Genomic DNA, 12,888 nt, shown 5'->3' on the forward strand with positions numbered 1-12,888 from the left:
GCCCGTGCCACAGGTTGGCCTGGCCGATGAAGCTCGCGACGAAAACCGTGGCGGGCTTGTCATAGATCTCGGTGGGGGACCCGATCTGCTCGACCTTGCCGGCATTCATGACAGCAATGCGGTCGCTCATCGTCAACGCCTCCTCCTGGTCATGGGTCACGTAGACGAACGTGATGCCCAGTTCCCGTTGGATGCGCTTGAGTTCGAACTGCATGACGTGGCGCAGTTTGAGGTCGAGGGCGCCCAGAGGCTCATCCAGAAGCAGCGCGCTGGGGTAGTTGACCAGGGCGCGGGCCAGCGCGACGCGCTGCTGCTGACCGCCCGACAACTGGCCGGGCTTGCGCTGCGCGAAGTCGGTGAGGCGGACCACCTCGATGAGCTCGTCGACACGCCGCTTGACCTCGCCCTTGCCCTTGGTCTTGTCGAGCTTCTGGCTTCGCGGACCGTAGGCGACGTTGTCCCACACCGTCATGTGCGGGAACAGCGCATAGTGCTGGAAAACCGTGTTGACGTTGCGTTTGTGGGGTGGCATGCGGGAGACGTCCCGGCCCTCGAGGCGGATGGCCCCTTCGGTCGGGGTCTCGAACCCGGCGATCATGCGCAGCGTCGTGGTCTTGCCGCATCCCGACGGGCCGAGCATGGAGAAGAACTCCCCGGCTCCGATGGAGAAGTCGGCGTCATCGACCGCGACGTAGTCGTCGAACCGCTTGAAGACGTGGTCGATCTCGATCACGGCCGGACCCGTCGTGGTTCGACCACCCGAAGGGTCGGTGTGCTGTTCTGTGGCTGTCGTGCCGATCTCGGTCAGGACAGAGCCTCCTCGTGTGCGGTTACGTCCCCCCCGGACCAACGCAGGTGATGCATTCGGTTAACAATCACCCATTCGCAGGGTCATCGCAACCGATTCCGTCACGATTTTTCATCTTCGCAATGGAATCTGTTGATTTTGGGGCCTACGGATGATGAACGCAACAGCAGCCATCCAACCTCCCTCACATCGGAACGCAATCACCGGTTAGTCCTCGAGGCATCCGGGTAGCCGTCAGAGTGCACGACCAGTTCACAGATATCGAACCACTCGGAGGTGAGCACGTCATGAAACTCCATCGACAACGCGCTCGGCGGTTCGCGGCTGCGGTCGGCATCGGTGCCGGTGTCGCGGCGGCTTCGGTCGCGGTCGCGACCGGATCCGCGGCGCAGAACTTCGGCAGTGAGGACCCGACCCCCGGCGGGGAGGCCACGACGAGCACTTCGGAGGAGGTCACCCCGACCACGGTGTACACGCCCCCGACGATCGAACCTGAGGATCCTGGCGTGCCCGGCAACTCCGGCAGTGAGAACGGCGACATCGGCTGACCCGAACAGCCTGACACCAGAGCAGGCGCAGAATCGCCGTGACCGGCCCCTCATAGTGCGATTCTGCGCCTGTTCGCCCTCTTGTAGCACCCTTTTGTCACAGCGGGAGGCCGTCCTCCAGGAACCGCAGACCCGCATCGAGCGCGTCGGGCGACATGGGTTCACCGTGCAGGACTGCCATCATGACGCCGGTGACGGCGCCCGCGGTGATCCGCAGCCGACGGTCGTCGGCAGGCAGGTTCAATCGGGTCGCGAGGGCACACGTGATCGCCTCGATCACGGTGAGGTACTGGTTGTACAGGGCACCGGCCGCCTCGGGCAGTGAATAGAGAAGCCGCTGGCGTTCCACCTCCTCGCGCCAGTACTGGGTGCTCATCTCGCCGAAAACCCGGGTCAACGCCTCGCGGTACGCGGTGATCGGCGGCACCTCGGGCGGCGCGGCCAGGAAGAGGTCGATGATCGGCCCCATCATGTGGTCGGGGATCAGCACGGACGCTTTGTTGGGGAAATATCGGAAGAAGGTCCGAGCGGAGACGTCGGCGGCCTGCGCGATCTGGTCGACGGTCGTGGCCGCGTAGCCGTTCTCCTCGAACAGACGGAACGCCGCAGCCCGGACAGCTTCACGCGTCCGCTGCTTCTTACGTTCTCGCAGGCTGCCGCCAGCGATATCGGACATCTCTGGATTGTTCCGCATGTGAGCGCGACGGGGGAGAGACGGCATCGTGACATTACGGTCAGCGTCAACGGCGGTCGCTACATCTGAACAGCCGCTGATCCGGGCACCGCCGACCTCGGCCACAGAGCCAGTCGTGTTGCCCCTCCGGATGCCTTGTCCTGCAGTCGATCCAGAATCAGTCGCAGTGGCGGCCAGGTGCTCCGCCCACGCCGAGTCACGGCGTATGCCGTCATCTCCACGCCCGGTGCGGGCAGCGGCAGGACCGTGATGCCCGGTCGGGCCGGCCGGTGCAGCGGCAGCAGCCCGACGCCATAGCCCGCCGACACCAGGTCCTCGACCAGGTCGAGGCTGTCGATCTGGTGGGTGATGCGCGGCTGGAATCCGGCCAATGACGCCAGGATCCGTACGGCCTCCTCGTCGGCGGTGTTGCGCGAGTTCACGATCCAGGACGCATCGGCGTAGGCCCGCAGATCGACGGACTCCGGGGCCCGGCCCGGCACGGCCAGCCCCCACGGCGTGGTCCACAGTGAAGCGAACTCCAGGACGGGATCTGCTGCCGCGGGGGCAAGGTTGTAGTCGTAGGCCAGGGCCAGGTCGAGGCTGTCGTCGACGAGCAGGCGAAACGCCTCAAGCGGTTCGAACTCGCTGATGGTGGCTCGCACACCCGGATTCGTCTCGGCGATCTCCGCCAGCACCGGCAGCAGCGCCACCCGGACACCGGTGGCGAACCCGCCCACTCGGACGACCCCGAACGGGTCGGAACGCGGATCGAGATCGGCGCGTGCGGCGTCCAGAGCTGCCAGGATGCCGACGGCATGGTCGGCGAGCCGCCGCCCCGCCGGAGTCAGCCGCACCCGGCGGCCCTCGGGTTCGATGAGCGCGGTCCCCGCCTCGGCGGCCAGGGCGGCGATCTGCTGCGACACGGTCGAGGTGGACATGCCGACCGAGTCGGCGACCGCACGCATCGATCCCAGCCGAGACAGCGCGAGCAGCAGACGCAGACGACGCGGGTCCATCCGCCCATTGTTCAGCACTTCCGAACGTTATGTCCGGAATTATCACGTGGACGGGGACAATAACCGCAGGTTTCAATGCAGGAGTGACACCGCATCCAGCCCGCACCGGAGCCGTCATGGCCGTGGCCTCCATGCTGTGCGTCCAACTGGGCCTGGCCATCTCGGTGTCCCTGATCGATCGGATCGGCGCCGAAGGTGCGGGGTGGCTCCGGCTCGTCTGGGCCGGGCTGATCCTGCTGGTGATCGTCCGGCCCAGAGCATCGGCGTTCACCCGCCGGAGTTTCCTCGTCTGTGTGCTGCTCGGCGTGGTGACCGCGGCAGTGACGCTGCTGTTCATGGCAGCCGCGGCGCGCATCCCATTGGGCACCGCGAGTGCGTTGGAGTTCCTGGGGCCGCTGGGGGTGGCCGTGGCCACCGGCTCGGGCGCACGCCGAATCGTCTGGCCCGCCCTCGCCGCGGTCGGGGTGGTGCTGCTGACCGAACCGTGGACGGGCGACGTCGACACCGCCGGCGTGCTGTTCGCGATCGCCGCCGCGGCCTGCTGGGCCGGTTACATCCTGCTGACTCAGCGTGCCGGCGACGCCGTGACCGGTATCACCGCATTGGCCGTGTCGATGCCCGTCGCCGGCCTGGTCGCCACCGCCACAGTCGGCCACTCGGTGATCGGATCGTTCACTCCCGAGCTGTTCCTGTTCGGTGCGGCACTCGCACTGCTGCTGCCGGTCGTACCGTTCATCCTCGAACTCGTCGCCCTGCGCCGCCTGACCACCGCGGCGTTCGGAACCCTGATGAGCCTCGAGCCGGCCGCTGCGATGCTCATCGGACTGCTCGTCCTGGCGCAGATCCCCGGCCCGACGGCGATCCTCGGCATCGGATTCGTGGTGGCCGCGGGAATCGGTGCCGCGCGCACGGGCGCCAGGCCCGCTCCCGTCCCCGCCGAGGCGGGCTGTTAGCCCGCGTCGAACTCGATGACTCCGCGAATGTTCCTGCCGGCGCGCAGATCCCGCATCGCCTCGTTGATGTCGTCCAATTTGTATCTCTGCGTGACCAACTCGTCCAGCTTCAGCGTTCCCGCTTCGTACATGGCCAACAGCCGGGGCATCGCCTCGCGCGGATTCATCTCGCCGTAGAGCACGCCCTTCAGCGTCTTACAGGAACTGACCATGTCGGGCAGGATCAGCGGAATCATCATGTCCGACACCTTCGCCATCCCCGTCAACACGCAGGTCCCGCCCTTCCGCAGCAGCATCATCGCCACCATGACGAGGTCTGGTGGAACCACTCCCGGGGTCAGCACCACCCGATCCGCCATCACGCCCCAGGTCAGTTCCTTGACCAGGTCGACGGCCGAAGCCGCGTCGGCGGCCGTATGCGTCGCGCCGAACGTCGGTGCGATCTGCCGTTTGAACTCGTTGGGATCCACCGCCACGATGTGCTTTGCGCCCGCGGCCTTCGCACCCTGGACCGCGTTCATGCCGATCCCACCCACGCCCACCACCACCACGGTGTCGCCCACCTCGGTGCCTGCGGCCACCGAACCGGACCCGAATCCGGTCGTCACGCCGCAGGACACCAGCGACGCGGCCTCGAGCGAGATCCAGTCGTGCACTTTGACCAGCGATCGCTCGGAGGCGACGACGTACTCCGAGAACGTGCCCACCTGCATCATGGCCATCAGGTCCTCATCGCCGAGGTGGCGACGTCGGGTGCCGTCGGTGGTCATCTCCTTGTTGTAGATGTCGGCACCGACATCACACAGGTAGGTGTGGCCGGTGACGCACCACCGGCAGCTCCCGCAGGCAGGGAAGAACGAAATCGCCACATGGTCACCGGGTTTGAGCGAGTGGACCTCTGGGCCCACGGATTCGACGATGCCGGAGCCCTCGTGGCCGCCCAGCATCGGAAACCACTCCGGAACCGCGACGCCCGCGGCCCGCATCATGGCCTCCATGTCCGCGCTGGGGACGCTGTCGCCGGTGTAGAAGTGCTCGTCGGAGTGGCAGATGCCGGCGTAGGCCATTCGCACCAGCACCTCGCCCGCCGCGGGCGGATCGAGGTCCACTTCGGTCACTTCCCAGTCGATCCCAACCCCTCGCAGGACAGCCGCCCTGGATTTCATCGCAGTCTCCCTTCTCTGTCTGCGCAGAGATCAAGCCGCGGGCCAGCCGACAGTCTTTGTCTCCGTGAAGATCTCCAAACCCTCGATGCCGCACTGACGGCCCACACCGGACTGCTTGTAACCACCGAAGGGGGCGTCAGCGCCGTACCACAGGCCGCCATTGATGCCCAGCGTTCCGGTGCGGATGCGCGCGGCGACCGATTTCGCCCGGTCGAGATCGGCGCTGAAGAGCACCCCCGACAGCCCGTAGATGGAGTCGTTGGCGATGCGCACCGCGTCGTCGTCGTCCCGGAACCCGATGACCGACAACACCGGCCCGAAGATCTCCTCCTGCGCGATGGTCATCCGACTGTCCACGTCGGCGAAGACCGTCGGTTCGACGAAGTAACCCCGGTCGACATCCTTGGGCACACCACCACCGGTGACGACCCGGGCCCCCTCGCGCCTGCCGGTCTCGATGTAGCCGAGAACCCGGTCCTGCTGGCGTTTCGAAACCTGCGGGCCCTGCAACACGGACGGATCGGTGGGATCGCCGTACCGGTTCTTCTTCATCGCGGCCGTGACGATCTCGACAGCTTCGTCGTAGCGGGAGTGGGGGACCAGGAGGCGGGTGGGCATCGCGCAGCCCTGACCGGCGTGCATCGAGATGAAGGCGCTCCCGCCCACGGCCCCGCTGATGTCGCCGTCCTCGTCAAGCACCAGATACACCGATTTTCCGCCCAATTCGAGAAAGGTTGGTTTCACGGTGTCGGCGGCCGCCCGCATGATCCTGCGCCCGGTCGCGGTGGAACCGGTGAAGGCGATCATGTCCACCAGGGGTGAGGTCGAAAGGACTTCACCCACCAGGTGGTCCGACGAGGTGACGATGTTGATCACACCGGGCGGGATGTCGGTCTTCTCGGCGATGATCCGTCCGATGCGGGTGGCGTTCCACGGTGTGTCGGGAGCGGGTTTGAGCACCATCGTGTTGCCCATCGCCAGGATGGGGCCGATCTTGTTGAGGATGATCTCAAAGGGGAAGTTCCACGGCGTCACCACCCCGACGACACCGATCGGTTCCTTCCACACCTCGCGCGTGGCGGGTGTACCCATGCCGAACGCATCCTTGTCGGGAAGTGAACGCGTCCAAGCGAATTGGCTGATCATGTCCGCGGGCCAGGTGAGCGCTTCGTTGAGCGGGACGTCGAGCTGCGGCCCATATGTGGTGAGCACCGGGCATCCGACCTCGGCGACGAGTTCACCTCGGATGTCCTCGCGCTCGGCCTCCAGCGCCGCCTGCAGCTGGCGCAGCCCTTCGGCTCGAGCCGCACCATCACGAGGCCAGTCGGTGTGGTCGAAGGCGTGCCGGGCCGCGGCCACGGCGCGCTCCATGTCCGCACGGGTGCCGTCGGCGGCTCCGCCGAGCACCTCCTCGGTCGCGGGATTGATGTTCTGGAACTGCCCGCCGGTCTCGGCGTCGACGAGCTTGCCGTCGATCAGCATACGGGTTTCGTGAGCCGCGTTGGCTTTCGTCACATGCAGTCCTTCACCATTGACGGAGTTCCTTCACCGACTCTGACGGCCGGGGCGCCAGGGTGAGGTGGGGGATGAAACTGCTCTTGCCGCAGCGCAGTACGGCGAACACGACATCGGCGAGGTGGTCGGCGTCGACCAGCCCGCCCAGCATGTAGCCCTCTTCCATCCAGAAGCGGATCGCCGAGTCCAGGGCCTTCGGGTCCCAGTTCTTGTTGAACTCGGTCTGGGAATCCCCCGAACCACCGAAGCTGTCTCCGACCGCCAGCTGGGTGAAACCGATGCCGGGCTGCTCGATGCGCCAGGCCTCGACCAGCTTGTCCAAGGCCGCCTTGCTGACGGCATAGGCGCCGAGCATCGGCCACGGCGTCGTGTAGGACGCGCTGAGCGAGGACAGATACAGGGCGGTTCCTGTGGCATCGGCGAGATGCTTCACCGCCGCGGCCGTCACCAGGGAGGCTCCGGTGACGTTGGTGGCGAACAGTTGCGCCCACTGGTCGGCGGTGACCTCGTCGAGCGAGGCCAGAATTCCCATGCCGGTGGTGTAGACCAGGGCGTCAAGACCGCCGAACGCATCAACGACCTCGGTGATCGCACGCTGACACGAGTCGGCGTCGGTGACGTCGCAGACCACTGCGATGGATCCGTTTCCGGCCTCGCGGGCGGCGTTGACCAGTCGGTCGTGGCGGCGGGCGAGAAACGCGACCTGCGCGCCCTTGCCCGCCAGACTCATGCCGATGCACCGACCTAGTCCCGCTGATGCCCCCACCACCGCCACGCGCAGTGCGTTCTCGGCCTGCATTCGCTGTCTCCTTAGGCTGTGAGAGCGACGCTATCAGACGTGGAATACCTGGTTCGCGAAATTGGAAATCTACATTTTCACATCGGGGAGAACATTCACGCGCTGCTGTTAACTCTCAGCGGTGCTGGGATTTTCGGTCTCGGCGCGCGAATCCGGACAGAAAGTGATCGAGAATCTGCGCGGCCCGCTCCCGGGCATGCTCGGGTTCGGCGGAGTGCGCCACCAGCAGGGCGGCCTCCTCGAGCGCGGCGACCAGCATGTGGGTCAGTTCGGCCACCGGCTGTGTGTCGATGATGCCGTCGCGCATCGCGTCCGCGACGACCGAATCGATCATCGCGAGGCTGTTGCCCTCCTGGATCGACCGCAGCGTCTGCCAGCCGAGAACCACTGGCCCGTCCAGCAGCATGATGCGTTGCACCTCGGGCTCGAGGGCGGCGTCGAGGAAGCTGTGCAGGCCGGTGGTGAGCCTCTCCCACGAGTCGGAGCCGGGTGGCGGCGCGGCGATCGAGCGCAGGGTGAGATCCCGCTCGACCTCCGTGAAGACCTCCTGGAAGAGTTCAGCCTTGTCCTTGAAGTGGTGGTAGAACGCGCCGCGGGTGCCCACGCCCGAGCGCGCCACGAGATCCCCGACGCTGGTGCCGAAGAATCCCTTCTCCATGAACAGCCGGCGACCCGCGTCCACGAGATCGCGGCGGGTCTGGTCACCGCGCGCCCGCCGGTCGGTGTCGGTGCCACCCCTCTTCGCCATGTGGGCCATGCTATCAACATTCATGTTGTAGGTTGCTGGTATGGCAGCGGCGGAGATTCGTGCGTACGGCTCGGTGGCTCCCCTGAAAGTCGGTTTGCTCAACGACTATCCGACTCGGGCCGACGTTGACAACGACACGGTCGACGCCATTCGCATGGTGTTCGACGAAGCGGTCGCCGCGGGCGTGGTCGACCGCCCGATCGAACTGGTGCAGCGGGATGTGATCGGCCTGCCCAACGGCACCTACCATGCCGTCGAGCGGGCCTACGACGAGCTTGTCGACGAGGGGTGCCTGGCCATCTTCGGCCCCTATGTCTCCGACAACGCGGTGCCGTTGGGCGCTCACGCCGACCGGGTCGGCAAGGTGCCCAACATCATTCTGTCCGGCTCTGAGGGAGCGCTGGGCGAGTGGACGTTCGCGCTCAACAACGGGTCGATGCCCGAGGAGGGCCGGATGCTGGCCGCCATCCTCTGTGGGGACGGTCATCGCCGCATCGCCATCGCCTACGAGGGGTCGCTGATCGGCAAGGAGTACCTGGCCCACGCCGAACGGGCCTATGCCGACGCCGGGTTGAGCGTCGTCACCACGGTGCCGATTCCGCAGGTCGAGACCGACAAGGTGGACGCCGTCGCGCGCCTGCGGGCCGCCGATCCCGACGCCGTCGTGCACGTCGGTTTCGGGCACGGCCTGTGGGGGTTCAACGATGCGTTGGCCGCCGCCGGCTGGGATCCGCCGCGGTACACGACCACGGCCTTCGAGATGGCGCACATCAGCGCGGAATGGTTCCGGCAGCTGGCGGGATGGATCGGGCTGGACAGCTACGACGAGCGGAACCCGGTGGGCCAGGCCTTCCTTGCGCGCTTCGAAGCCCGCTACGGAAGGCGGCGAGACTATTTCATGCCGGGCCTGTGCCGTGATGTCGCGACCGTCATCGTCCTGGGACTGGCCGGCGCGCGTCCCCTGACCGGTGCCGGGGTGAAGGCCGCGATGGAGGACATCAAGTTGGTGCCGAGCGCCAGCGGGGCACCGGGCACGTGCCTGCGGTTCGGGCGTTTCATCCGGCAGGGCTGGATGGGGGTCGACTACCTGGTGGCGCGGCGCGTCCTGCCCGACGCCAGCGCGCACGTCTTCCATGCGGCGCCCAGCGCGCACATCTCAGAGCTCGCCGGTTCCGGCTAACCGCAGCGCACCGAACACGGGTGCGGTCACGACGCCCGGTGGACTGGCCAGGACGTCGGGCACCGCACGAATCGCGCTCATCGCGATCATGAGGTGTCCCGGTGCCGCGTGCTGTGTCGTCGGCAGTTCACCGTCCCACCCGACGTCGAGGTTCAGTTCGAAGCTGGGCATGCCCTTGATCACGGCCCGGATCAGCGGGGCGCGCTGCCCCGGGGCCAGCGGCTTGAGTCCCCACTGCGGAAGGTCGCGGGTGAGCACCCATTCCTCGTGAATCGCCAGCAGCGGGCGTCCAGACCAGTGTCCGGTCCACGAGAATCTCTGTCCGACAACGGTTCCTGCCGCGATCGTGCCCGCTGCCACCTCGAGGTCTCGCGTGAGCGTGGTCGCGTCGACGGAGATGTCGATGGTGCTCAGTTCGACACCCAGCACGTCGGCCGTCGCGTTCAGCGCCTGGCGATAGGCCATGTCGAGTTTCTTGATGATGGGGGAGTCGACGGTGACGTCCTCCGGTGGCCGTCCCATCCCCATCAGGTCGATGAGCATGGGGCGGCTGGCCACGGCCGACACATCGGTGGACTCGTACAGGTCGATTCGGTCCACCGACCTGCTCAACCCCGTGACCGTCGCGATCAGTCGCTCGAACATGAAGCCCGGGTTCTCGCCCGCAGCATGGAACCGTGTTCCCCCCGCCTGGCACGCCTGACGGAACGCCGCTTCGGTCTCCGGGCCGTAGGTGGGCAGGTGGTTGTAGGACGTGGTGCTGATGACGTTGATTCCCGCGGCGAGCAGCGCGCAGATGTCCTCGGCGTTGGTCTCGACCGCATGCGCCTTACTCGCGGCATGGATGACGATGTCCGGACGCAGCGCCATGATCTCGGCTTTGTCGGTGGTCGCCAGGACGCCCGTGGTGGGCGGGAGTCCGCACAACTCGCCGGCGTCCCTGCCGGACTTCGCCTGGTCATAGACCAAAACCCCGACAAGTTGGAAATCTGGATTCTCAATGAGCTCGGCGAGCGCGGCGCGGCCCACGGCACCGGTGGCCCACTGAACGGCTCGGATTGCCAATCGATCGCTCCTGGTTATGCTTTCGCGCCGGTGGAATGCTTTCCGCGCCCAACCTACATGATGTATGTTTGCAACCACCAGTGTGTATGTTGAAGTTGGTGTGGCCGGAGTGAGGAGCCGACAGATGGGGGACCCGGCGACCGTCGAAGAACTCGAACGCGACATCCGGGACGCTCAGCAGCGATTCAACGAAGGCATGGGGGCCCAGGGTGACGCTTCGCCGTATCCGTTGCTGAAGGAACTCCGCTCGCAGGCGCCGATTCATCCCGGGTGGCCCGAGATGGGTGTCCAGGCGAGTTCCTCGATCTTCACGGCCTACACGTTCGACGCCGTCAAGGCGATCTTCACCGACAACGCCACCTTCAGCACGCGGTGCTACGAAGACGTGGTGCGACCACTGCAGGGGCCGACCATCCTGGAGATGCAGGAACCCGAGCACGCGGTGTACCGAAGACTCCACGAGTTCGCCTTCGCGCGGTCCTCCATGCGGCGCTGGGACTCCGAGCTCGTCGGTCCGCTCGTGCACAGCACGATCGCCAGGTTCAAGGATGCCAAGCGCGCGGATCTGGTGGACGCGGTGTTCATGCCCATCCCGGTGCGGGTGATCGCGGCTCTGCTCGGACTGCCCGACGAGGATGTCCTGTACTTCCACCGACTGGCCATCGACCTGTTGGGTTTTCGCGGCGACATGGATCGGGCGATGGCGGCATCCGCAGAGATGAAGGAGTACTTCGTCGGAATCCTCGCCGACCGGCGAGCGACCCCCCGGGACGACATGGTGTCGATTCTGGCCGCGGCGGAGGTCAACGGCGTCCGAATGTCGGATGAGCAGATCTACGGATTCATGCGCAATCTCCTGCCGGCCGGTGCCGAGACGACGTCGAGATCGACCGCGAGCCTGGCTCTCGCCCTGCTGACACATCCCCGCCAGCTCGAGGCGGTTCGGAAAGACCGCAGCCTCCTACCGCAGGCGATCGAGGAGGGTATCCGCTGGGAGACACCCCTTCTCAACTTCATGCGCGAGGTGACGCGCGACACCGAGATGTGCGGGATCGCGATCCCGAAGGGTGCCACGATGATGCTCAGCCTGGGCAGCGCCAATCACGACGAATCCCGTTGGGATCAACCGGAGAAGTTCGACATCTTCCGGGACCGCAGACCTCACATCGGATTCGCGCACGGTGCACACGTGTGCCTGGGCATGCACCTGGCCCGCCTGGAGACCACCAAGATCTTCACTGCGCTTCTCGATGAGCTGCCTGGTCTGCGGCTCGACCCGGACGCGCCGCCGCCCTACGTCTCGGGAACGATGTTCCGCTCACCACCGCGACTCGACGTGGTCTGGGACTGAGGAGTTCGCATGACGCGCGTGATCCAGTGGGCAACCGGTGTCACCGGCAGCATGTCCCTGCGGCATGTCATCGGCCGGCCGGACTTGACGCTCGTGGGTGTGCGGGTTTACGACCCGGCGAAGGTGGGCGTCGACGCAGGCAGTCTCGTCGGCCTGCCCGACACCGGAGTCATCGCCACCGATGACCGGAACGTGCTGCTCGCCACCGACGCTGACGTGGTGCTCTATATGGGCAAGGTCGAGACGGACACGCCGGGGTGTTTCGCCGACGTGTGTGATCTTCTCGCCTCGGGCAAGAACGTGGTGGCGACCGGAAGCCGGTTCATCCATCCACGATCCCTGCACGAACAACTCGCGGCCGATATCGAAACCGCCTGTCGGGCAGGCGGGACCTCGTTCCTCGGCCTCGGCCTGTTCCCGGGATTCGTGGGCGAGTCACTGGTCCCGGTCCTGTCTCGACTGACACAGTCCACCGGCCGGATCACGGTGCGTGAGGTGCTCAACTATTCGACCTACGCCAGCCACGATCTGATCTTCAATGCGATGGGCTTCGGGCATCTGCCCGAGGACACCACGCCCCTGCTGATAGACCCTCAGTATGCGGCGGCCGCATGGATCGGCAGCGCCACCGTGATCGCCGCGGCGCTCGGCCTGAAGATCACTGCCGTGCAGGGCTATCGGGAGGTGGCCACCACACCGCGACCGCTGCGCGTGGCCGCGGGCGACATCCCCGCCGGCACGGTCGCCGCGATGCGCTTCGGGGTCGAGGTGGACTGTGGTGACACGACTCTGGCCGTCGAGCATCTCACCCGGATGGCGGACGATCTTGCCCCCGAGTGGCCCCGCGAGATCGGATACCACCTGGAATTGGCCGGTCCGCCGAGCATGCGACTGCACCTGGTCATCGGAGAGCACGGCGAGGATCACGCGGAACAGGGCTGTCTCGCGACGGCGATGCATGCGATCAACGCCATCCCCGCAGTGCTCGCCGCCGACCCAGGCCTCTATGACCTGTCGACCATCGCACCCGTGGTCGCCACCCACAGTCCCACAGCGTGAGGAG

General features: G+C 66.3%; 13 protein-coding genes. 5 read left to right on the forward strand and 8 right to left on the reverse strand.

The features are described from left to right. Nucleotides 1-733, reverse strand: a 733-nt coding sequence (locus A5727_RS12725; RefSeq protein WP_157521359.1) for an ABC transporter ATP-binding protein, incomplete at its 3' end; no start/stop codon positions are given. A gap of 362 nt (nt 734-1,095) precedes the next feature. Here A5727_RS12725 and A5727_RS12730 point away from each other — a divergent pair. Further along, nucleotides 1,096-1,356: a hypothetical protein gene (locus A5727_RS12730; protein WP_157521360.1), complete on the forward strand. Its 261-nt coding sequence runs from the start codon at nt 1,096-1,098 to the stop codon at nt 1,354-1,356. A 97-nt stretch (nt 1,357-1,453) separates the two neighbouring features. Here A5727_RS12730 and A5727_RS12735 read toward each other — a convergent pair whose 3' ends face one another. Continuing rightward, nucleotides 1,454-2,032 (reverse strand): TetR family transcriptional regulator, encoded by a 579-nt coding sequence (locus A5727_RS12735; RefSeq protein ID WP_068249567.1) that lies wholly within the window; start codon nt 2,030-2,032, stop codon nt 1,454-1,456. 77 nt (nt 2,033-2,109) lie between these two features. Next, a complete protein-coding gene (locus A5727_RS12740) occupies nt 2,110-3,048 on the reverse strand; it encodes a LysR family transcriptional regulator (protein WP_068249569.1) in 939 nt (312 codons plus the stop codon). A gap of 83 nt (nt 3,049-3,131) precedes the next feature. On the opposite strand from A5727_RS12740, the gene A5727_RS12745 reads away from it, so the two are divergent. After that, nucleotides 3,132-4,001 (forward strand): EamA family transporter, encoded by an 870-nt coding sequence (locus tag A5727_RS12745; protein WP_502687679.1) that lies wholly within the window; start codon nt 3,132-3,134, stop codon nt 3,999-4,001. Here A5727_RS12745 and A5727_RS12750 read toward each other — a convergent pair. The 4 genes from A5727_RS12750 to A5727_RS12765 all read right to left on the reverse strand — a co-directional run bounded on the left by A5727_RS12750 (nt 3,998) and on the right by A5727_RS12765 (nt 8,229). After that, nucleotides 3,998-5,167, reverse strand: a complete 1,170-nt coding sequence (locus tag A5727_RS12750; RefSeq protein ID WP_068249573.1) for an NDMA-dependent alcohol dehydrogenase — start codon at nt 5,165-5,167, stop codon at nt 3,998-4,000. The genes A5727_RS12745 and A5727_RS12750 overlap by 4 nt on opposite strands. Before the next feature lie 30 nt (nt 5,168-5,197). Continuing rightward, the gene (locus tag A5727_RS12755) at nt 5,198-6,649 is read right to left on the reverse strand and encodes an aldehyde dehydrogenase family protein (protein WP_068249575.1); all 1,452 of its coding nucleotides are present in this window, start codon (nt 6,647-6,649) and stop codon (nt 5,198-5,200) included. Between the two features lie 43 nt (nt 6,650-6,692). Continuing rightward, the gene (locus A5727_RS12760; RefSeq protein WP_068249576.1) at nt 6,693-7,481 is read right to left on the reverse strand and encodes an SDR family oxidoreductase; all 789 of its coding nucleotides are present in this window, start codon (nt 7,479-7,481) and stop codon (nt 6,693-6,695) included. A gap of 115 nt (nt 7,482-7,596) precedes the next feature. Continuing rightward, nucleotides 7,597-8,229, reverse strand: a complete 633-nt coding sequence (locus A5727_RS12765; protein ID WP_068249627.1) for a TetR/AcrR family transcriptional regulator — start codon at nt 8,227-8,229, stop codon at nt 7,597-7,599. Nucleotides 8,230-8,269: 40 nt separating this feature from the next. On the opposite strand from A5727_RS12765, the gene A5727_RS12770 reads away from it, so the two are divergent. Beyond that, a complete protein-coding gene (locus A5727_RS12770) occupies nt 8,270-9,409 on the forward strand; it encodes an ABC transporter substrate-binding protein (RefSeq protein ID WP_068249578.1) in 1,140 nt (379 codons plus the stop codon). Here the strand turns inward: A5727_RS12770 and A5727_RS12775 are convergent. Beyond that, complete coding sequence (locus A5727_RS12775; RefSeq protein WP_068249580.1) at nt 9,386-10,474, reverse strand: NAD(P)H-dependent amine dehydrogenase family protein; 1,089 nt, start codon at nt 10,472-10,474, stop codon at nt 9,386-9,388. The genes A5727_RS12770 and A5727_RS12775 overlap by 24 nt on opposite strands. Nucleotides 10,475-10,598: 124 nt before the next feature. Here A5727_RS12775 and A5727_RS12780 point away from each other — a divergent pair, with 124 nt between their 5' ends. Both A5727_RS12780 and A5727_RS12785 read left to right on the forward strand, forming a co-directional pair. Next, a complete protein-coding gene (locus A5727_RS12780; protein ID WP_068249582.1) occupies nt 10,599-11,825 on the forward strand; it encodes a cytochrome P450 in 1,227 nt (408 codons plus the stop codon). Between the two features lie 9 nt (nt 11,826-11,834). After that, complete coding sequence (locus A5727_RS12785; protein ID WP_068249584.1) at nt 11,835-12,884, forward strand: NAD(P)H-dependent amine dehydrogenase family protein; 1,050 nt, start codon at nt 11,835-11,837, stop codon at nt 12,882-12,884. Nucleotides 12,885-12,888: the final 4 nt, after the last annotated feature.

It is taken from the genome of Mycobacterium sp. ACS4331, assembly GCF_001667265.1.
In the GTDB taxonomy this organism is placed as follows: Bacteria; Actinomycetota; Actinomycetes; order Mycobacteriales; family Mycobacteriaceae; genus Mycobacterium.